Annotated in this window: 17 protein-coding genes and 1 pseudogene; 10 read left to right on the top strand and 8 right to left on the bottom strand. The window is 71.5% G+C overall.

Annotation, left to right across the window (positions count from 1 at the left end):
* Positions 1-6: 6 nt before the first annotated feature.
* Entirely contained in the window at positions 7-1,488 is a 1,482-nt protein-coding gene (locus tag ABZY45_RS25605; RefSeq protein ID WP_356743354.1) for an AlkA N-terminal domain-containing protein, read from the bottom strand.
* Between the two features lie 161 nt (positions 1,489-1,649).
* On the opposite strand from ABZY45_RS25605, the gene ABZY45_RS25600 reads away from it, so the two are divergent.
* Positions 1,650-2,129: a Fur family transcriptional regulator gene (locus tag ABZY45_RS25600; RefSeq protein WP_356743352.1), complete on the top strand. Its 480-nt coding sequence runs from the start codon at positions 1,650-1,652 to the stop codon at positions 2,127-2,129.
* A complete protein-coding gene (locus ABZY45_RS25595; RefSeq protein ID WP_356743350.1) occupies positions 2,092-3,591 on the top strand; it encodes a catalase in 1,500 nt (499 codons plus the stop codon). Before ABZY45_RS25600 ends, ABZY45_RS25595 begins: the two co-directional genes overlap by 38 nt.
* A 178-nt stretch (positions 3,592-3,769) precedes the next feature.
* On the opposite strand, the gene ABZY45_RS25590 is transcribed toward ABZY45_RS25595, so the two are convergent.
* The gene (locus ABZY45_RS25590; protein WP_356743348.1) at positions 3,770-4,147 is read right to left on the bottom strand and encodes an ankyrin repeat domain-containing protein; all 378 of its coding nucleotides are present in this window, start codon (positions 4,145-4,147) and stop codon (positions 3,770-3,772) included.
* A 202-nt stretch (positions 4,148-4,349) separates the two neighbouring features.
* Between ABZY45_RS25590 and ABZY45_RS25585 the strand changes: the two genes are divergently transcribed.
* Positions 4,350-5,888: a sugar transferase gene (locus ABZY45_RS25585; RefSeq protein WP_356743346.1), complete on the top strand. Its 1,539-nt coding sequence runs from the start codon at positions 4,350-4,352 to the stop codon at positions 5,886-5,888.
* An 84-nt stretch (positions 5,889-5,972) separates the two neighbouring features.
* On the opposite strand, the gene ABZY45_RS25580 is transcribed toward ABZY45_RS25585, so the two are convergent.
* Positions 5,973-6,956 (bottom strand): GDP-L-fucose synthase, encoded by a 984-nt coding sequence (locus ABZY45_RS25580; RefSeq protein ID WP_356743344.1) that lies wholly within the window; start codon positions 6,954-6,956, stop codon positions 5,973-5,975.
* 113 nt (positions 6,957-7,069) lie between these two features.
* Here ABZY45_RS25580 and gmd point away from each other — a divergent pair, with 113 nt between their 5' ends.
* The 5 genes and pseudogenes from gmd to ABZY45_RS25555 all read left to right on the top strand — a co-directional run bounded on the left by gmd (position 7,070) and on the right by ABZY45_RS25555 (position 12,593).
* Positions 7,070-8,083 (top strand): GDP-mannose 4,6-dehydratase, encoded by a 1,014-nt coding sequence (gene gmd / locus ABZY45_RS25575; protein WP_356743342.1) that lies wholly within the window; start codon positions 7,070-7,072, stop codon positions 8,081-8,083.
* Entirely contained in the window at positions 8,080-8,751 is a 672-nt protein-coding gene (locus tag ABZY45_RS25570) for a DNRLRE domain-containing protein (RefSeq protein WP_356743340.1), read from the top strand. Before gmd ends, ABZY45_RS25570 begins: the two co-directional genes overlap by 4 nt.
* The gene (locus ABZY45_RS25565) at positions 8,748-11,003 is read left to right on the top strand and encodes a LamG domain-containing protein (protein WP_356743338.1); all 2,256 of its coding nucleotides are present in this window, start codon (positions 8,748-8,750) and stop codon (positions 11,001-11,003) included. The genes ABZY45_RS25570 and ABZY45_RS25565 overlap by 4 nt, the downstream gene beginning before the upstream one ends.
* A complete protein-coding gene (locus ABZY45_RS25560) occupies positions 11,000-11,701 on the top strand; it encodes a hypothetical protein (RefSeq protein ID WP_356743337.1) in 702 nt (233 codons plus the stop codon). The genes ABZY45_RS25565 and ABZY45_RS25560 overlap by 4 nt, the downstream gene beginning before the upstream one ends.
* Positions 11,698-12,593, top strand: a pseudogene (locus ABZY45_RS25555) (glycosyltransferase family 2 protein). Before ABZY45_RS25560 ends, ABZY45_RS25555 begins: the two are co-directional and overlap by 4 nt.
* Here ABZY45_RS25555 and ABZY45_RS25550 read toward each other — a convergent pair.
* Positions 12,538-13,701, bottom strand: a complete 1,164-nt coding sequence (locus ABZY45_RS25550) for a glycosyltransferase (protein WP_356743335.1) — start codon at positions 13,699-13,701, stop codon at positions 12,538-12,540. The pseudogene ABZY45_RS25555 and the gene ABZY45_RS25550 overlap by 56 nt on opposite strands.
* 109 nt (positions 13,702-13,810) lie before the next feature.
* On the opposite strand from ABZY45_RS25550, the gene ABZY45_RS25545 reads away from it, so the two are divergent.
* A complete protein-coding gene (locus tag ABZY45_RS25545) occupies positions 13,811-15,352 on the top strand; it encodes a hypothetical protein (protein WP_356743333.1) in 1,542 nt (513 codons plus the stop codon).
* Here the strand turns inward: ABZY45_RS25545 and ABZY45_RS25540 are convergent.
* From ABZY45_RS25540 to ABZY45_RS25530, 3 genes are read right to left on the bottom strand one after another with little or no spacing between them, the layout of a single operon-like run.
* Positions 15,321-16,565, bottom strand: coding sequence for a hypothetical protein (locus ABZY45_RS25540; protein WP_356743332.1), 1,245 nt, complete (start codon positions 16,563-16,565; stop codon positions 15,321-15,323). The genes ABZY45_RS25545 and ABZY45_RS25540 overlap by 32 nt on opposite strands.
* Positions 16,562-18,253 carry a lipopolysaccharide biosynthesis protein gene (locus ABZY45_RS25535; RefSeq protein ID WP_356743330.1) on the bottom strand — a complete coding sequence of 564 codons (1,692 nt, stop codon included), beginning with the start codon at positions 18,251-18,253 and terminating at the stop codon, positions 16,562-16,564. Before ABZY45_RS25535 ends, ABZY45_RS25540 begins: the two co-directional genes overlap by 4 nt.
* Entirely contained in the window at positions 18,250-19,617 is a 1,368-nt protein-coding gene (locus ABZY45_RS25530; protein WP_356743328.1) for a glycosyltransferase, read from the bottom strand. Before ABZY45_RS25530 ends, ABZY45_RS25535 begins: the two co-directional genes overlap by 4 nt.
* A gap of 118 nt (positions 19,618-19,735) precedes the next feature.
* Here ABZY45_RS25530 and ABZY45_RS25525 point away from each other — a divergent pair, with 118 nt between their 5' ends.
* Positions 19,736-20,185: an adenylyltransferase/cytidyltransferase family protein gene (locus ABZY45_RS25525; RefSeq protein WP_356743327.1), complete on the top strand. Its 450-nt coding sequence runs from the start codon at positions 19,736-19,738 to the stop codon at positions 20,183-20,185.
* Here ABZY45_RS25525 and ABZY45_RS25520 read toward each other — a convergent pair.
* Positions 20,154-20,885, bottom strand: a complete 732-nt coding sequence (locus ABZY45_RS25520) for a CDP-alcohol phosphatidyltransferase family protein (protein ID WP_356743325.1) — start codon at positions 20,883-20,885, stop codon at positions 20,154-20,156. The genes ABZY45_RS25525 and ABZY45_RS25520 overlap by 32 nt on opposite strands.
* Positions 20,886-20,898 lie beyond the last annotated feature (13 nt).

Here is a 20,898-nt window from a genome sequence, read left to right as displayed (position 1 = left end):
CATCGTTCAGATCAGTCCCGCCGCTGCGGGGCGGCGCCGGTCCGCAGCCGCGCTCCAGAAGTGGTGCACGGCGTACGTCCGCCAGGGCCGCCAGTCCTCTGCGTCCACCGCATCGGCACCCGCCTGCCGCATCCCCGCCCGGACCGCGACATCATCGGCCGGCAGCACGTCCGGATCGCCCAGTGCCCGCATGCGAACATATCCGGCCGTCCAGGCACCGACGCCCCGCAGGCCGAGCAGTTCCCTTTCGGCCTGGTCGCGGTCCGCGCCCGGGTAGAGGCAGATCCGGCCGTCGGCGAGGGCCGCGGCGACGCCCCGCAGGGCGGACCGCCGTGAGTCCGGCAGCCCGAGCTCCTCCAGGCTCGCTCCTGCCAGGGCGCCGGATTCCGGGAACGTGTGGGTGAGGGTGCCGTCAGGAGTCCTGAGCGGGGTGCCGTAGGCCTCCACCAGCACGGCTCCCAGTCGCCGCCCGGTGGAGACGGAGACCTGCCGGCCGAGCACCGCCCGGACGGTCAGTTCGTGGGGGTCGACGGCCCCAGGGGCGCGCAGCCCGGGCCGGAGGGCGACCAGCGGGGCCAGGGCGGGGTGCGCGCCGAGCCGCTCCGCGACCGCGTGCGGGTCTGCGTCGAGGTCGAAGAGGCGGCGCACGCGCTGGGTGGCGGTCGTCAGGTCGCGCAGGTCGCTCAGATGCAGTCTGCATTCCAGCCAGCCGTCGCCGGGTCTCTCGCCGACCTCCGCGATGCCGGTGCCGTGGGGGAGGCGCAGGGTCCGCCGGTACGTACGCCGGCCCCGGTCGCCGGTCATCTCCTCGACACCGGCGATGGCGTGGGCCGCGAGGTGGTCGAAGACCTCCGTGGCGGCGTACGGGCCCCGGTGGGCGAGCCTCAGGGGTACTCCCCCGGCCCTGTCGGCGGCGGGGCGCGGGGCGCGGCCGGGCCGGGCGGCGCGCAGCTCGCCGGGGGTGAGGGCGTAGATCTCCCGCACCGTGTCGTTGAACTGCCGGACGCTGGCGAAGCCCGCGGCGAACGCGATCTCGGCGGCCTGCAGCGTCGTGGTCTGCAGCAGGATCCGCGCGGTGTGCGCCCGCTGCGCGCGGGCGAGGGCGATCGGACCCGCCCCGACCTCGGCGTTCAGCTGGCGCTGCACCTGGCGGGCGCTGTAGCCGAGGTGCGAGGCCAGCCCGGCCACTCCCTCGCGGTCTACGACTCCGTCGCCGATCAGCCGCATGGCCCGGCCCACCAGGTCCGCACGGGCATTCCAGCCGGCGGAGCCGGGAACGGCGTCCGGGCGGCAGCGCCGGCAGGCACGGTATCCGCTGCCCTGTGCGGCGGCGGCGGTGGGATAGAAGGCCACGTTCTGCCGCTTGGGTGTGGTGGCCGGGCAGCTCGGGCGGCAGTAGATCCCGGTCGTCGACACGGCGAAGAAGAACTCGCCGTCGAACCGGGCATCGCGGCTGCACACCGCCTCGTACCTGCTGTCGTCGCTCATCACGCCTCAAGAGTGCGGCATGGCGGAGGGCCGCGCTGGCGGGAATCGGACATGGCATCCGGCACGGCCCGGCGGCCCGTCGCACGCCGGGTCCACCGGCTGCGGGATGCCTTTACGCGGCATTGATTGGAATCATTCCAGAAAAGTGCTTCACTGCGGAGGTGATCGAAACCGAGGCCAGGACTCTCCTGCGCGGAGCGTCGCTGCGGGTGACCCGACCCAGGGTCGCCGTGCTGTCGGCGATCCACGAGGCCCCCCACGCCGATGTCAGTACCCTCCTCGCCCTGGTACGGACACGCATCGGCGCGGTCTCGACCCAAGCGGTCTACGACGTGCTCAAGACGCTCGTCGACGCCGGGCTGGCGCGAAGGATCGACCTGCCGAATTCCCCGGCACGGTACGAGGGACAGACCTGGGACGACCATCAGCACGTGGTCTGCCGCTCGTGCGGCACGATCGCCGACGTCGATGCGCCCCCGGCCGCCCCGCGGCTCGACACGGGACGTGATCACGGGTTCACCATCGACCACGTGGAGGTGACGTACTGGGGTCTGTGCCCGGTGTGTCGGACCGAACGTGGTCAGCGGGAACCGGAGCCGGTGCATGCAAGTTCTCACACTGAGGAGCAGGAAGATTTCTGACAACTTGAAGCCACTGACCACTGCCGCCGGCGCACCTGTCGCGAACAACGAGAACGCCGTCACCGCCGGGCCGCGCGGCCCGATGCTCCTCCAGGACGTCTGGTTCCTGGAGAAGCTGGCCCACTTCAGCCGCGAGGTCATCCCCGAGCGCCGCATGCACGCCAAGGGATCGGGCGCCTTCGGCACCTTCACGGTGACGCAGGACATCACCCGCTACTCCAGGGCCGCGCTCTTCTCCGAGGTCGGCAAGCAGACCGAACTCTTCGCCCGCTTCTCGACCGTGGCCGGTGAGCGCGGCGCGGCGGACGCGGAGCGCGACATCCGCGGTTTCGCCCTCCGCTTCTACACGGAGGAGGGCAACTGGGACGTCGTCGGCAACAACACGCCGGTCTTCTTCCACCGGGACCCCCACCACTTCCCCGACCTCAACCGCGCCGTGAAGCGCGACCCGCGCACCAACCTGCGCTCCCCGGAGAACAACTGGGACTTCTGGACCAGCCTCCCCGAGGCGCTGCACCAGATCACCATCGTGATGTCGGACCGCGGCATACCCGACGGTTACCGCCACATGCACGGCTTCGGCTCGCACACCTACTCGTTCATCAACGAGAGCAACGAGCGCTTCTGGGTGAAGTTCCACTTCCGTACGCAGCAGGGCATCAAGAACCTGACGGACGAGGAGGCCGCCGCGATCGTCGCCGCTGACCGCGAGTCCTCGCAGGCGGACCTGTTCGACGCGATCGAGCGCGGCGACCACCCGAAGTGGACCTTCTACATCCAGGTGATGCCGGAGGCCGACGCGGCGACGTACCGATACCACCCCTTCGACCTCACCAAGGTCTGGTCGAAGAAGGACTACCCGCTCATCGAGGTCGGCGAGCTCGAGCTCAACCGCAACCCGGAGAACTACTTCGCGGACGTGGAGCAGGCGGCCTTCACCCCGGCCAACCTGGTCCCCGGCGTGGGCGCGTCGCCCGACCGCATGCTCCAGGGCCGGCTGTTCTCGTACGGTGACGCCGCCCGCTACCGCGTCGGGGTCAACCACCACCAGATTCCGGTCAATCAGCCGCGCGGGGCAAAGAACGTCAACACCTACCACCGCGACGGCCAGTTGCGCGTGGACGGCAACCAGGGCGCCGTGCCGGGCTACACCCCGAACAGCTACGGCCGCTGGGCGGAGCAGCCGCAGTTCGCCGAGCCGGGTCTGGCGCTCGCCGGTGGCGCCGACCGGTTCGACTACCGCGAGGACGACGACAACTACTTCGAGCAGCCGGGCAATCTGTTCCGGCAGATGACCCCGGACGAGCAGGACGCCCTGTTCGGCAACACCGCCCGGGCCATCGACGGTGCCTCGCAGGCCACGATCGAGCGGCACATCCACCACTGCACGCAGGCCGACCCGGCCTACGGCGAGGGTGTCCGCAAGGCGATCGCGGCTCTCCAGGCAGCCAAGCAGGCCTGATCCCGCGGACGTACACGAGGGGTCCCGGGCGACACGCGGTCGCCCGGGGCCCCTCGGCCGCGTGGTGCGTGCATCGGTGCCGGCCACGACAGCACGGCAGGGCAGCCGGGGCGGCCACGGCGACAGCACTGCTCGGGCCCGCGCCGGCCACGCCGGCACCGCTCGGCGCCCGTGACGCCTACGGCAGCAGCGCCGTCCTCCCGAACATCTGGGCCGTGGCCCGCGCGCTGGGGGTCCCCGCGTCCAGGTCGGCGCCCGCCGCGACGAGCGCGGAGACGATCTCGTCCTCGCCCTTGAACAGTGCACCCGCCACCGGGGACTGGTCCCGGCCATTACGCAGATCGACGTCGGCGCCGCGCGCGACGAGCGCCCGTACCGTCTCCGTACGCCCGTGGTACGCGGCGAGCATCAAGGCCGTGTTGCCCTCGGGGTCCTGGGCGTCGAGCGGCAGCCCGTGGTCGAAGAACTCCAGGAGCTCCTCCGAGCGGCCCTGCCTGGCCAGATCCATCACGATCGCGACGAGTTGGCCGGTCTGTTCCTCGGAAAGCGGTTCCATGACTCCACTTTAGGTGGCCCCTCCCCCGGCGGGCCGGGTGGCGCGACGCAGATCACTACGTCCGGGCTGTCTGAACTTCACGGGAACTCCAGCGAAATGGCACGTGTGTGGATATCGTGCACCGAGCGAGGGCGCATCCGTCAGTCCATGGGATCGGCGGATGCGTCCCGTTTGTGGGGATGCGCACGTGGCTGGGGGGTTCATGGGGCATGTCGAAATACCCGAAACGGATATATCTGGGCACGCTGGGATAGCGGAAGCACCACGACCGCGTACCGGCGGGTCCCGGAACCGCACGGTGGCTCCGGAGCATGTGTGGAGAGCACCGACGACCGTGGAGCGCGACCACACGGAGAGACCACGGGCGAGGAAGAGGCCCGCTCCGCGTGTACCGCTGCTCGTCCTGACCGATCTTCTGGGACTGGGAGTTCCGGCCTGGCTCGCGCTGCGGGCCGGGGACCAGCCGGGCTCTCTCGTCACGGCGGCGTCGGCCGCCCTCGTATGGACGGGTGTACGCGCCGCGCGCGGCCGGTACGCCGAACGGCCGCCGGGGGAAGCGGCCGGGGCCGCCCTGGGCTCGTTCGGCGACTGGCTGGCGCTCCTCGGGATGCTGGCCGTGCTGGTGGCGCTGACGGGCGGAGGGCTCGACCCGGCCGCCGGCGTCGTGGCCCTGGCACCAGGGCTGATGATCGCCGTACTCGTGGGGGTCATGGACCGCCGGCGGTCCGCAGCGGGGCGGCGGGTGCTGGTGGTCGGCGCGGCAGCCGGGCTGGACCGGGCGGTGAATCTGCTCAACTCCCGCACGGATCACCCGTTCAAGGCCGTGGCCGTGGTCCCGGTGGGACCGACGGCACCCGACTGCGGCACCCCGGTGCCGGGGCGGCTCGCGCCCGAACCCGCCGACGACGACGTGTCCACGGTGCTGGGCGGCGCCTTCGCCCACGACGCGGATCTGGTCCTCGTCGCGCCGGGGCCGCAGCTGGACGACGACCGGCTGCGCCGGCTCGCGTGGGGTCTGCACGACAGCGGGCTTGCGCTCTGCGTGCTCACGGAGCTGAGCGGCGTCGCGGCGGCCCGGGTGCGGCCCGTCGCCGCCGCGGGCCTGACGCTGCTGCACGTGGCACCGCCGCTGCGCCACGGAGCGCAGGCCGCGCTCAAGACCGTGGTGGACCGGGCGGGCGCGGCTCTCGGGCTGCTCGTGCTCGCCCCGCTGTTCTTCGCGGTGGCCCTGGCCGTGCGGCTGTCGTCACACGGCCCCGTCTTCCACCGACAGATCCGGCACGGGCAGCACAACACGCCCTTCACCATGTGGAAGTTCCGCACGATGGTCGCGGACGCGGAGTCCCGCAGAGAGCAGCTCTCGGCAGTGAACGAGAGCGAGGGCCCGATGTTCAAGATGCGCCGCGACCCCAGGGTGACCCGGATCGGCCATGCGCTGCGCCGGACGTCCGTGGACGAGCTGCCGCAGCTCCTCAACGTGCTTCGGGGTGACATGTCCCTGGTAGGTCCGCGTCCTCCACTGCCGGAGGAGGTGTCCCGCTACGACGAGCGGGAGCTGAGGCGGCTCGCGGTCCGCCCGGGGCTGACCGGCCTGTGGCAGGTCAGCGGGCGTTCCGACCTGTCGTGGCAGGAGACCGTCTCGCTGGACCTCTGGTACGTCGACAACTGGTCGGTGGCCACGGACATGGGCCTCCTCGCCCGCACGGTCCGCGCCGTCACCGACGGCCGCGGGGCGTACTGAGACGTGAGAGGGGGACACGAAGGGGATCGCGTGGGGGGTCGTGTGCACGCATTCAGGACGTACCGCAGCCGTGCGGGCGGACGTTCAGCGGCCGGTGGCGTGTGCGCCGAGCCACCAGGCGTAGGTGCGGGCGATGCCGTCCCGCAGGGGGATCTGCGGCTTGAAGCCGAGGGAGGACAGCCGGGAGACGTCGAGGAGCTTGCGCGGGGTGCCGTCGGGCTTCGAGGTGTCCCACACGATGCGACCCTGATACCCCGTCACCGCTCGTACGGTCTCGGCGAGTTCGCGGATGGTGAGGTCCTCGCCGCAGCCGACGTTGACGGGATCGTCACCGTCGTAGGACTCCAGCAGCCGCACGCACGCGGCGGCGAGGTCGTCGACGTGGAGGAATTCGCGCCGGGGGCTGCCGGACCCCCACAGGGTGACCTCGTCCGCCCCGTCCCGCTTCGCTTCGTGGAACCGGCGGATCAGGGCGGGCAGGACGTGCGAGGTCTCCAGGTCGAAGTTGTCGCCGGGTCCGTAGAGGTTGGTGGGCATGGCGCTGATGTACGAGGCACCGTGCTGCCGGCGGTAGGACTGGACCTGCACGATTCCGGCGATCTTGGCCAGCGCGTAGGCCTCGTTGGTGGGTTCGAGCGGGCCGGTGAGCAGCGCGTCCTCGGGGATCGGCTGCGGCGCGTGCTTGGGGTAGATGCACGAGGAGCCGAGGAAGAGCAGCCGCTGGACCCCCGCGGCGTGCGCCCCGGCGATCACGGCGAGCTGGATGCGGAGGTTGTCCTCGAGGAACTGCACCGGGTAGGTGCTGTTGGCCATGATGCCGCCGACCTTGGCGGCGGCCAGCACGACGGCGTCCGGGCGGGCGTCGCGCAGAAAGGCCGCGGTGGGCTCCGCGTCGCGCAGGTCGAGTTCGTCCCGGCCGCGGGTGAGCACCTCGTGGCCGTCGGCGGAGAGGCGGCGCACCAGCGCCGAGCCGACGAGTCCGCGGTGGCCCGCGACGAATATGCGGGAGCCCGGGAGCAGCAGGGGCCGGACGGATTCCCGGGAAGGGGCGGGGATGGCTGGCGTCATGGCTCGGATTCTGCCAGCAGCACGGGGCCCGGGTGACCCTTTGCCTCATTCCGCTCAGATCCAGATATTTCGGTGAACGAAAACGCCCGTAGGGCGACCACAGAGGGGGACTCATGGCGAAGACCGCACTCATCACGGGTGTGACCGGACAGGACGGTTCGTATCTGGCGGAGCTGCTGCTCGAGAAGGGGTACACGGTCCACGGGCTGATACGCCGGTCGTCGAGCTTCAACACCGAGCGGATCGATCACATCTACCAGGGGCCCGAGGAAGCGGATCGTTCTTTCGTGCTCCATCACGCCGACCTCTCCGACGGGGTCGCGCTGGTGAACCTGCTGCGCGACATACGGCCCGACGAGGTCTACAACCTGGGCGCCCAGTCCCATGTCCGGGTCTCCTTCGACGCCCCGCTCTACACCGGTGACGTCACCGGCCTCGGCACCGTACGGCTGCTGGAGGCGGTGCGGGCCAGCGGCATCGACACCCGGATCTACCAGGCGTCCTCCTCCGAGATGTTCGGAGCGAGCCCGCCCCCGCAGAACGAGAAGACGCCGTTCCACCCGCGCAGCCCGTACAGCGTGGCCAAGGTGTACGCGTACTGGGCAACGGTCAACTACCGCGAGGCGTACGGGATGTTCGCCACCAACGGCATCCTGTTCAACCACGAGTCCCCGCGTCGGGGCGAGACCTTCGTGACCCGGAAGATCACCCGGGGTGTCGCCCGGATCAAGGCAGGCCTCCAGGACCGGCTGCACCTGGGGAACCTCGACGCCGTACGGGACTGGGGTTACGCCCCCGAGTACGTGGAGGCGATGTGGCGGATGCTCCAGTGCGACACCCCCGACGACTACGTCGTGGCCACCGGGGAGGGGGTCAGCGTCCGCCAGTTCCTGGAGTACGCGTTCGAGCACGCGGGCCTCGACTGGGCGGAGCACGTCCGCTACGACCCGAAGTACGAGCGCCCCAGCGAGGTCGACGCGCTGATCGGTGACGCGTCGAAGGCGGAGGAACTCCTCGGCTGGAAGCCCGAGGTGAAGTCGCGCGAGCTGGCGCGGATCATGGTCGACGCCGACATCAGGCTGCTGAGCGACCAGCTCGCCGGATCCGCGGTCCGCGTGGACCGATGAGAGGCCCCGGACGTCTCAGACGCACCCGGGGCGGACGGATCGCCTTCGGCGTCCAGACCGGCGGCACCAGCGCCCGTCCCACCATCACATCGGCCGGCTCCTACAACGACGGCACCCGGCACCACGCCGTCGCGCACCACGATCTGGCCGGTGCCCCGCAGGGCCCCGGCGACAGCACCGTCACGCTCACCCCGGACGAGGACGCGTACGTCAACGGCGTGGCGGCGAACACGAACTACGACGACAACCAGCTCGCCTCGCGGGGCACCACGGCCTACCTGAGCTATCTGCGGTTCACGCTGCCGTCCGCTCCGGCCGGCCAGGTGCTCAAGAGTGCGCGGCTCACCTTCCGGACCTCGTCGGACTCGACGGCGAGGTCGGCCGAGAGCCACAGCATCGTGCCGGTCACCGGCGCATGGACCGAATCGGCGGTCACCCACAACACCCGGCCGGCGCTCTCCACGTCCGTGCTGGGGACCATCACCGGCGCGTCCTCCGTCTCCACCGGCTACTCGGCGGCACTGGACGCGTCCGCACTGGACGGAGCCCTCGGCTCCGTCTCCTCACTCGCCCTGACCAGCAGCGGGACGGACAGTCTCCGCATCTGGTCGAGCGAGGCAACCACGGCCTACCGGCCGCAGCTCGTCCTCACCTTCGGAGATGAATGATGAACGGAAGCACGGGGCGGAGACCTGGGGGGAGCGGCCGTGTGCGGGCCGCGTCCGCCGCGCTCTGCCTGTTCGCCGGCGCCCTGACCGCGACAGCGGCCGGGGCCTCCCCGGCGGCGGCGCTGACACCGCCGGTCGCGATCACCGCGGACGACCTCACGACCTGGCAGACCAACGGCATCGTCTGGGCGATGGCCGCGAGGGACGGTGTCGTGTACGCGGGAGGCACCTTCTCCACCGTCCGCCCGCCGGACGCTGCGGCAGGAACCTCGGAGCAACCCGCGGTCAACTTCGCCGCGTTCGACGCGGCGACGGGAGCGCCGACGGGCTGCGACCTGTCGTTCACGCTGTCCTCCGGGACGGCGACCGTACGGGCCCTCGCACTGTCCCCGGACGGCGGGACCCTGTACGCGGGCGGGCAGTTCGGCGCGGTGAACGGAGTGGGCGTCAGCAACATCGCGGCCGTCGACACCGCGACCTGCACGCCTCGCCAGGACTTCAAGATCGCGGTCTCGGCGACGGTACGGGCGCTGGACGCCACCGAGGACACGGTCTACCTGGGCGGTGACTTCAACAGCGTGGGCGGCCAGACCAGGAACAAGTTCGCCGCCGTCACCACGGGCGCCGATCTGCTGCCGTGGACCGCCAACGCCGACGAGGTGGCCAGGGCGGTCGAGGTGACCCCGGACGGGCAGCACGTGGCACTCGGCGGTGACTTCTTCACCGTCAACGGCACCACCTCGCACGCCCTGGCCGTGGTCGACGCCACCACGGGCGCACTCACCACGAGCTACCCGGGCTTCATCCCCAACACCTCCACGGTGCAGGACCTCACCACGGACGCCACCGGGCTCTACACCGCCAACGAGGGCACCGGCGGCGGGGTGTTCGACGGCCGGATCGCCATCGACCTCGACGACTACCAGCAGCGCTGGCGGGACACCTGCCTGGGCGCCACCCAGGCCGTCCTGGTCCACTCGGGCGTGCTGTACAGCGGCAGTCACGCCCACGACTGCGCCAGCATGGGCGGGTTCCCCGACCAGCCGCGCAGGCACCTGCTGGCCCAGTCGGTCGACGACCCGACGCTCCTGCCCTGGTTCCCCGACACGAACGACGGCATCGGTGAGCCGGTCGGTCCACGGGTGATGGCGCAGACCGACAAGGGCGGCAGCCACTACCTGTGGGTGGGAGGGGAGTTCACCACCGTCAACGGGGCCGGGCAGCAGGGCCTGACCCGGTTCGCCGACGGCCCTGACACCGGTGCGCCCTGGGTTCCCAACGTCAGTCTCTCCACGGTCGCCCCGGGGAAGATCGACGTCCAGTGGCAGACCAGCTTCGACACGGACGACGGTGAGCTGACCTACCGGATCTACAAGGACGGGGCGGGCACCCCCGTCCACACGGTGTCGGGCTACTCGCTCTTCTGGGACCGTCCGCAGCTGAAGTGGACCGACACCGACGTGGCGGCGGGCGAGACGCACTCGTACCGCATCACCGCGAGCGACGGCACCAACACCAGTGCCAAGTCCCCCGCCCAGTCCGCGACGGTGGCCTCGTCCACCCAGGCCTACCCGGCGCGGGTGCTGTCCGACGGCGCCTCGCTCTACTGGCGCTACGACGAGGGCACGTCCACCTTCGCGGCGGACACCACGGGAGGCCTGAACAACGGCTTCCTGCGCAACGCGCCGGCCTACCGGCAGACCCCGGCCGCGATCGCGGGCGACTCGACCGCGATCGGCTTCGACGGGGCGAGCGAGTACGCGTACAGCAACAAGCGCCACACCCAGCCGACCCGGTTCTCGGTGGAGACCTGGATCAAGACCACCACGACACGCGGCGGGAAGATCATCGGGTTCGGCAACCTGACCATGCAGAACAGCACCCGCTTCGACAAGCACGTCTACATGACCGATACGGGGCGGCTGGTCTTCGGTGTCTACAGCGGTGGCCGTCGCACCGTGACCACGACCGGGTCCTACAACGACGGCGCGTGGCACCACGTGGTCGCCACGCAGGGCCCCGCCGGCGTGGCGCTGTACGTCGACGGGCAGGTGCGCGCGTCGAACTTCCTGTACACGAGCAACGAGAACTACCCGGGCTACTGGCGGGTCGGCGGCGACAACCTGGCCAACTGGGCCAACCGCCCGACCAGCAACTTCTTCGCCGGGCAGATCGACGAGACGGCGGTCTACCCGACCGCGCTGAGCGCTTCGACGGTCAGCGCGCACTACGCCCTGAGGACGGGTGAATGAGGTATCCGTTCCTGGCCGGCGCCGCCGTCGCTCTCGCGACGGCGGCGCTGGCCGCCTGCGGTTCGTCCGGCGGGTCCGGCGACGAGGGCGGGAAGGCCGCCGCGGGTGGCACACCGTCGGCAGCGGTCTCCTCCGCGCCGTCCGTCGCCGGGCCCACGGCCTCCACGCCGGGCCCACGGGCCACGAAGCCGGGTGCCACGTCCAAGGCCCCCGCCGGGGACGTCACCCCGGCCACCGGGTCCTTCACCGAGAAGCAGAAGGAGTATCTGACCGACCGCGTACCCAAGGGCATGGATCCGGCCGCGGTGCTCCAGACGGGGCAGGAGACCTGCGACAGGCTCCGCTATCTGGTCAAGGCCGACCGGGACATCGCCGTCGGTGCGATCGTCTCCGGTGAGGTCGCCGACGCCGAAGCGGCCGTGACCCACCTCTGCCCCCAGCACCAGGCCCTGATCGACGAGGCGGCACTCGGTTACGCCGACGGCACGCACAAGGGCGACGGGCTCCGGCCGGGACGGTACCGGGCCCCCTCCCCCACCAAGGCCTGCAGCTGGCAGGTCGCGGGGGCCGGCGGCAAGCAGCTGGCGTCCGGTTCCTCCGCCACGGGCGGGCAGGTGGAGATCACCGTCGCCCGCTCCGCCCGCACCTTCACCTCCACAGGCTGCTACGCCTGGCTGCCCCAGGGAGACAACGGATGAACAAGCTGCCCATAGCCGTGGCGATCCCCACGAAGAACGAAGGTCTGAACATCGCCGAGGCGGTGAAGTCGGTCCTGGGCCACTTCGAGGCGGTCGTCGTCGTGGACTCGCACAGCACCGACGACACGGCGAAGATCGCCGAGGAGTGCGGGGCGGAAGTCGTCTCGTACACGTGGGACGGAGGACATCCGCGCAAGAAGCAGTGGTGCCTGGAGAACGTCCGGACGGACCTGGACTGGATCCTGCTGCTCGACGGTGACGAGCGGCTCAGCCCGGGGCTGCTCGCGGAGCTGCGGCGGATCTTCGCGGACCCGGACACACCCAAGCCGGCGGCGTACGACATACCGCTCGGCTACTGGTTCTCGGGGAAGCGGCTCCGGCACGGCTACACGATCCGCAAGCGGTCCCTGACCGACCGGACCAAGTGCTACTACCCGGAGGTCGGTGACCTCGCCGCCCCCGGGATCGGAGAGGTGGAGGGGCACTACCAGCCGGTCGCGACGACGGCACAGGCGCTGAGCAACCCCATCGAGCACCAGGACCTGGACCCCGTCACCGCCTGGTTCGAGCGGCACAACCGCTACTCGGACTGGGAGGCGTGGCTGGAGCACCACCCCGAGGTCAAGGAACAGGTACGCAAGGTGAAGTCCCGCCAGGGACAGCTCTTCCACAAGGCGCCGTTCAAGCCGCTGGTGTCGTTCGCCTACATGTACGTCTACCGGCGGGGCTTCCTCGACGGCCGGGCGGGCCTGGACTTCGCGCTCGCGATGAGCTTCTACCGCTGGCAGATCGCCCTCAAGTCCCGCGAGAAAACCGGACGCTGACAGGCCGAGGTCTCACCCTCGCCTCCGGCGGACCACGTCCTCGTAGGTCCGCCGGAGGGTGGCGGTGACGGCCTCGATGGTGAACTGGTCGTTGACCAGCTGCCAGGCGGCCTTGCCCGCCTGTTCGGCGGCCTCCGGCTCCAGCAGCTCCAGGATCGCGTCGGCGACCTTACGGGCGTTGGCAGCGTCCTCGCCGACCCGGCTGTCGATCACCCGGCCCGCACCGGCCCCCGACACATCGGGGCCCTGCCCGCAGGTGCGGGTGATGACGACCGGAGTCCCGACCGACATCGCCTCCAGGACCGAGACCGGGAACGGCTCCTCGATCGCCGGCAGCACGTACACATCGGCCTCGCGCCCGGCGGCGAGGACCTCGTCGTGCTCCAGCGGGCCCACATGGTCGAGGGAGTCCGTGACGCCCAGCTTCCGGGCGAGGGCGAGAGTGCCGGCCAGCGCGCCGGTGTCCGGGCCGGCCAGCACGAAGCGGGCGTCCGGGTGGTGGGCGAGGACGTGCGGCATCGCGGCGATGAAGTCCTCGGGCCGCTTGCGCTCCTGGATGCGGGCGAGGTACAGCACGGTCGGCGGGCGGCCGGCGGCGCGGGCGGGCTTGCGCTCCTGCGGGCGGACACCGTTGACCAGCCGCACGGTACGGGTGAGCGGTACGGGAGCCGCGACGGCGTTCACATCGACCCGCTCCATCTCGGTGAGGTGCAGGACGGCGTCGGCCTCGCGCAGCACCTTGCGGACCCCGAGGACGTCGGTGAGCTGGGCGACCTTCTTCTCGGTCGGGTCGATCATGCCGTGGGTCTGGACCACCAGGGGTGTCCGGGTCGCGAGCGCGAGGAGCGCCGCCGGCAGGGTCACCAGGTCCCGCATCAGATGGACGTGCACGAGGTCGGCGCCGCGCATCATGCGGCGTGCGGTGCGCAGCAGCGCCGCGGAGGTGATGCCACTGACCTCGAACATCGGGAGCACGTGCCGTGCCTGGAACAGGTGGACGGGAACTCCCTCCACATGGCTGGGCAGTTCACCGTCGGGGAAGCCGTCGCCGAGGGCCATGACGCGTGCGTCGTCGCCGTTCGCCCGCTGGACCTTGGAGAGGTTGAACGCCACCCGTGTCGGCCCGCCGAAGGCATGGTCCGGAGTGTGGAGCGTGACAACGTGCAGGATTTTCACCAGAGTTCCCCTCAACTGCGGCCAATACTTCACAGAGTAGTCATCGTGCCCCCTCAAGTGGGCTGATTCGTTAGAGTGTTCAGCGGTTCACTGATCCCGGGGGGGGCGCATGACGTCGGTGCACACATCGGCGCAGGAGCAGGCCGCCCGCGGGGTCGCGCGTCCGGAGTGGGCACGGGCCAGGGGCGGCGTCCCGCAGCCGCCCGAGCAGCCGATCGCCTGGTCGATGCTGTCGCGGGCCCTGTCCGTGCCGCTCATCCTCGGCCTGGTGTGCTTCCTGCCCGCGGTGATCGCCGCCCAGCCCGGCAACGGTGTCCGGGACACCGCGTACTGGCTCCAGTTGGTGCTTACCTGCTATGCGGGGGCACGGCTGGCGACGATGATCCTCTCCACCCGGCGGCGGCTTCTCCAAGGCGTCTTCTGGATGTTCGTGTACATCGCGATGGGCGTGGCTCCGTTCGCCCAGGTGGTGATCGGGCAGACGCCTACGCCGATGGTGGGGCCGCGCCAGGACCTGGTCACGGCCATCGCGATGGTCCTGGTGGGGTGTGCCGCCTTCGACCTGGGAGCTCTGCTGGCCTCGCGGCGCCCGCTGCGGCGCCGTACGCCTTCCACGCGGAGCCCGGGCGGAGGACCGGCCGTGGCCCATCCGGTGCGGCTGCGACTGCTGGTGCTGGTGGCGTTCGCGGCGAGCGCGTTCTACGTGATGAAGCTGGGCGGGCCGACGGTCTTCTTCTCCAGTCGGCAGGAGATCAACGAGACCGTCGCGGCGAGCGGGGTGGCCTCGGAAGGGTCCAATGTCGGCTCGGCGTTCGTCAAGGGATTCGGCCAGGTCCCGGCGCTGCTGGCGCTGCTCTTCTACACCCGCCGGCTGGCAACCTCCTACCGGGCCCGGCGCTCCCCGTCGACGGTGCTGGTGTGGGTGGCGTTGGTGGCGCTGAACCTTGTGGTGAACAACCCCGTCTCCAATGCCCGTTACTGGTTCCTCACGGTACTCATGGCCTTCGTGTTCACCGCGTTCCCGAGCAGTGCGGCGATCTACCGCATCGTGCTGGCGACGGGAGTGGTGGGGGCACTGGTGGTGTTCCCCTATGCCGACAAGTTCCGGTACGACGACGCGGGACAGCGGCCCGCGCAGTCGGCCTCGGTCTTCGAGCCGCTGGTGACCAAGGACTACGACCAGATGGTGATGTTCGCCAACAGCATCTCGTGGGTCGACACCCGGGGCCACACCTACGGCCGGCAACTCACTGGCTCCGCGCTGTTCTTCGTGCCCCGCGCGGTGTGGAGCGGGAAGCCGGAGGACACCGGGGTCCGGGTCGGGCAGTGGATGGGGCTGCGGATGACCAACCTCTCGGCCCCCCTGTGGACAGAGTTCTGGGTCGACTTCGGCGCGTCCGGGGTGATCGGCGGGCTCGCGCTGATCGGTTACGCGGTGGCGCGCACCGACCGCCGGTACGCGCTGGCGGTCACCCGGGCGGGACCCGGCCCCGGGAGTGTGCTGGCCATCGCCGCTCCGCTGATCGCCGGGTACACCTTCATCCTGCTGCGCGGCCCACTCCTGCAGGCGGCGGGGAAGCTGGCAATCGCCGCGCTGTGTCTGCTGTTGATCAGCACGTTCAAGGAACAGAGGGCAGCGCGCCGGCGGTGACGGCCCCGTCGGGCGCCGCCTTCCCGCGTCGGATCCGGGCCACCCTGGTCCAGGTGGCGGCGGCCTTGCAGAGCGATCCGAGACAGAGCCCCCAGGCGGCCCCGGGGACGCCTCCGATGGCGTAGCCCCCCGCCATGAACGCCACGGCGGTGAGCGAGAAGACCACCTGGATGCTCAGCGTCGTACGCGGGTCGAGCATGCGCAGGGCGAGGAGCCCGCCGGTGCCCACGGCCATCGCCGCGTACTGGCTGCCGGTCGCCGGGAGGAGGGCGGCGGCCGTGGGCCAGGTGTCGCCGAGCAGTTCACGTCCCGCCTTCTCGGGGAGCAGGGCCAGCGTGGTCGCCCAGAGGGCGGCGGTGGCCGCCAGGACGGCTGCGAGTCCCACGATGGCCCGCACCCGGCGCCTCTCGTCGTCGATGCGGCCGAGCAGCGGGGGGCCGAAGGAGGTGGCGGAGGTGAACAGCACGTTGAGCGGCCCGAACAGGGTCGTCGCCCCACGCAGCGCGCCGACCAGCAGCGGGTTGCCGACGGCGCCCAGGCCGAGGACGGATAGCTGGCTGGTCGCGTTGCCCACCGCGAACTCGACTACGAAGCGCTTCCCGAGGTGACCGCGCCGCAGCATCGGGCGCAGCAGCAGGGGCGCCCCCGGCGTCGAGCGGCGCAGCAGGAGGGCGGACAGCACGAGGGCCGGCAGGGCCGACAGCCCCCAGACCAGGATCAGACGGGCGGGCGGGGCCCCGTACTCCTGGACGGAGAGGGCGCCGAGGACGCAGAGCAGCCGCACCAGGTCGGCCCCCAGGGCCAGATGGGGCAGCTGGAGTGTGGAGAAGGCATAGCGCAGGGCGTCCTGCCCGAGCACCACCGGCAGGACGAGGCCGAGCATCGTCAGCGCGCGGGCGGTCTCCCCCGGTACGGCGAGACATACGGCTGCCAGCAGCGCGCCGAGCGCCGCCGAGAGGCCCACGGTGAGGACGACGGCCGAGCGGCAAGCGCCCCCGATGGCCTTGCCCTCGCCGCGCCGCAGGACGAGCGGCTGCCCCGTGTACGCCCCCGAGACGCCCAGCAGCACCGTGAAGACGAGGTAGACGGCGGAGAAGCGGGCGAAGTCGGCCACGGTGGAGAGCCGGGCGGCGGCCACGAGCACCAGGATGTTGGTGAGCGCGGCCACGCCCTGGTCCGCGACCGAGCAGAAGATCGCGGTGCGGGCTCTCACCGGCGCGCCCCCGGCAGGGTGAAGGAGCGCAGGCCCATCGTCTCGGAGGGGTCCCCGGTGACCTCCGGAGCGTCCTCGTCGACGGCCGGGCCCTGGGGCCCCCCGCCGCTGTGGCGCCGGGCCGGCTTTGGCCGGCGCTCCGCGCGCCGCAGCCGGCTGCGGCCGGGATGGAGCAGGGCCCCGAGCACCTGGCCGCCTGAGGCGCTGATGATCTCGCGGATGCGCTCCAGGTCGCTGCGGTGCACCTCGCGGGGGTCGCAGACGATCATGACGCCTTCGACCCGGTCGACGAGAGCGACCGCGTCGGCGTACGACAGGACCGGCGGGGCCAGCACGATGACCACCGCGCCGGGGCGGTCGGCCTCGGCGACGATGCGGCCGACGGGGACGGAGGTCAGGGCGCGTGGCACGTTGTCCACGGTGACCCCCGCGACCAGGGCGAACGCACCGGAGCCCGGCACGTCCACGTTGTAGCGGGCGCCGGTCGGCCAGCTGCCGTCACCCTCCTCGCCGGCGGCCCAGCGCGGCGGCCGGACCTCGTGGGCGGAGGAACCGAGATCGCGGGCGAGCGAGGGGGTGCGCAGGTCCGCCTCGACGAGCAGGACGTCGCGGCCCATCTCGGCGAAGGCGGCGGCCAGGTTGACCGCGGCGGCCGCGGCCGCGGCGCTGTCGCCACGCGGGGCGGTGACCAGGAGGCGGCGGCTCTCCGCGAAGGCGGGGTCGTAGGCGAGGCGGAACGCGACCGCCCGGTACTCCTCGGCAAGCCGCGATCCGCTGCGCCCGATGGCCAGCAGGGTGCCCACGGCGGCGCGTTCCCTGGGCAGGGTGCCGAGCAGCGGGCCGCCGAGCGAGCGGACGAGTTCACGGGGTGAGCGCACGGCGGGGTCGAAGACGAGGCGCACCCAGGACAGCAGCAGCCCGAGCGCCAGGCCGACCACGGCGCCGAGCCCGAGGAGCAGCGGCAGCCCAGGTCCGGTGGGCTCGGTGGGGGCGACCGGTTTCTTGTTGAGGTAGCCGGGGGTGGTGTCGAGCGCCTTGAGCTCGGATATCTTCCGGCTCAGTTCGGAGATGGAGACGATGATGTTGGCGCGGGCGCTGCTGACGTCGTCGGCCCCGTCGACACCGGTCCGCTCCTCCAGCAGGTCGCGCTTCTCCTCCAGCGGTTCGAGCTGGGCGCGGTAGCCGCCCGCCATGTTGTCGATGCTTTCCTGGGTGCGCGCCTTGCGGTGCGCGAGGTAGGCGTTGGCCAGGGCCTCGGCACGGGAGCGGGCCTGCTCCGGGGCGGCACCGGTGTAGGAGAAGCGGAGGGTGAGGGTGTTGGGCGGGTTAGTGACCTGGAGACCGGCCAGCAGCTTCCGGGCGGTGACGTCGTCGCCCTTCTTGAGCAGGGTGGCGGCGGCCAGGTCGCCCACGGTGTCGCTGACCGCCGTCTGCCGTTCCGACCCGATGTTGATGCCCTTGTCGGCCGAGGCACCGGTGGCGAAGGGGTCGGAGGTCGCGGAGCGCACCTGTACCTCACCGGTCGCGGTGAAGGTGTCGTCACCGCTCAGGGCGAGGAACCCACCGCCGAGCAGGCCGACGGCGACTCCCCCGGCCAGGAGGGCTCGGTAGCGCAGGAGCTGGCGGAACTGGTCGCGCAGCAGCGCCGGTTCGTCCTGGTCGTCCAGGGGGCGGATCGGATGGCTCATCGGCGTGCTCTCCCTCGTGCGTCCCCGGGCTCCGCGCCTCCGGGCCCTGCTTCCCCTGCCCGCGCGTCCCCGGGCCTGGCTTCCTCTGCCTCCGAGCCGCCGGGGCCTGCTTCTCGCGCCTCCGAGCCTCCGAGCGCCTCGCGGAGCAGGGCGTCGAAGCGGGCGAGGCCCGCCTCCCTGCTCAGATGGTCCGCGACGTAGCGCGGCCCCTGGGCGCCCAGAGCGGACGCGGCCCCCGGGTCCGCGACCAGTTCGCGTACGGCGGCGAGGAGCGCGGCAGGGTCCTCGGGGGCCACGAGGACCCCCGCCCCGGAGCGGCGCACCTCGTCGGCCGTGCCGCCCTCGCCCGCCACGGAGGCGACGACGGGGCGGCCGGAGACGAAGTACGAGGTGAGTTTGGACGGCACGCTCATGTCGAGCACGGAGGCCCGCTGGGTCACCGCCAGGACGTCCGCCGCAGCCAGCACGTCGGTGAACTCCTCCGCGCCCGCGGGCGGCAGGAAGTCGAGATTGGGCAGCCCTGCGGCGCGCTCGCGCAGTCCGTCGCGCTGGTTGCCGTCGCCCATCAGCACGACCCGGATGTCGGGGGCCAGTCGCGCCAGGCCGACCAGGACGTCGAGGCCCTGCTTGAGGCCCATGTTGCCGGAGTGCAGCAGCACCGGAGTGCCCTCGCGCCAGCCGAGCCGGGCGCGGGTGGCGGCCCGGTCTGCCGACGGGCTCTCCACATGGGTCCAGTTGGGAACGACACGGATGCGCCCCGGGTCCACGCCGAGAGCGGTGACGCCCTCCACGAAGCTCTCGTGGATCACACCGACGAGGGCGGCGCCGCGCAGCGCGTGACGCTCCGCCTTCGCGGCGACGGCGGCGGCCCTGCCCCCGCCCCGTATCCCGCTCTGGGCCGCCGCGGCACCCATCAGGTCCTGGACGACGGGTATGTGGGGCACACCGTGGCGGCGCGCCAGGCGGGCGCCGATGACACCGCCCGCGAGGCTCGGCATCTGGGAGATCACCGCGTCGGGGCGGCCCGGTGGCGGGGCGAGGATGCCGTGGGCGAGGACGGAAGCCTCGAACGCCGCTCTGCGCAGGGCGGTCTGACGGGGCGGCACGTAGTGGCGCCGCCGGTGCACCCGTACGCCCTCGCGGGTCTCCACCTTGCGCCACACCCCCCGGTACCGCTCGTCCACGCGCCAGGCCGGGTAGTGCGGCATCCCGGTCAGGACCTCGGTCCTGACCCCCGACGCGGCCCAGTGCTCGGCGAGCTGCGTGGCGTACGGGCCGATACCCGTCACCTCGGGGGCGTAGTTCGTGGAGACCACAAGAAGTCTGCGGTTCTCGAACGGTCTCTGATGCTCATCAGCGGACAACGGATGATCGCCTTCCCCCCGGAACAGCCTCTTCTGTGAGCTTATCCGTTCACGGGATGCACAAGTGTTCTTCACAGTAAGGTCGTTGCACCAGTTCCACCGTGGGGGGAGAGAACGGATGGTGCAGCACAGAGTCGGTTACGCGCCGGGGGTGTACGACTTGTTCCACGTCGGACACCTGAACATCCTGCGTCATGCCCGCAGCCAGTGCGACTACCTGGTGGCCGGGGTGGTCTCCGACGAGATGGCCGAGCTGGCCAAGGGGCACAAGCCGGTGATCCCGCTGACCGAGCGGCTGGAGATCGTGCGCAGTGTGCGTCATGTGGACGCCGCCTTCGTCGAGACAGTTCCGGACAAGGTGGAGACCTGGCAGCAGGTCCGCTTCGACGTGATCTTCAAGGGCGACGACTGGCGGGGCACGGAGAAGGGCGAACGACTGGAGCGGGACTTCGCCGAGGTCGGCGTGGAGGTCGTCTACTTCCCGTACACCGTGCACACGTCCAGCACCCAGCTGCGCCGGGCCCTGGACGTGCTCGTCAGCCGGCCCGGAGCGCTTTCAGCTCCCTGAACCACTTGACCAGGAACGCCGCGAGGAACACGGCGTGCACGGCCGCGAGCACGGCGTACCCGGCGCGGAACGCCCCGGGTGCGCCGAGCAGCAGGAAGACCAGGCAGAACACCCCGTAGTCCGCCGGCAGCAGTGCCACGGCCCGCACCCGGGACACCGGAGCGGCGGGGCTCGCGGGCGTGGGCGCGGCAGCGGCCGCCGCCTTGCCCAGCTGCTCCCTGAGCAGTCCCGCGCAGAAGGTGAGCACGGCCGCGAACAGGAAGCCGAGGGGCAGCAGGAGCCAGCCCTCACCGGGCAGTTCGCCGAAGCGGAAGAACGAGATCAGCACGGCGCCGTGGACGAGGATCATCTTCGCGCAGTCCACGACATGGTCGAGCCACTCACCGTCCGGCCCGCCGCGCCCGGTCAGCCGGGCGAGCTGCCCGTCGGCCGAGTCGAAGGCGAAGCCGACGGCCAGGCCCGCACAGACGAGCACTCCGAGCCACCAGGACGGCTCCACGAGCGCCACGGCGGCGATCGAGGAGAAGGTGAACGCGGCGCTGATCGACGTGACTTGATTGGGTGTCAGCCCCGCGCGATACGCCCCTGCGGCCAGCAGGCGGCCGGCCGGCCGGTTCACGTACCGCGAGTAGAGCGAGACACCCTTGGACGACTTCTGTGCGCCGCGCAGTTCGCGCAGCACCGTACCCGTACCCGACATACGCCCCCCAGCG

The organism is Streptomyces sp. NPDC006516 (assembly GCF_040611875.1).
Lineage (GTDB): Bacteria > Actinomycetota > Actinomycetes > Streptomycetales > Streptomycetaceae > Streptomyces.
This window is presented reverse-complemented; position numbering and strand designations above follow the sequence as displayed.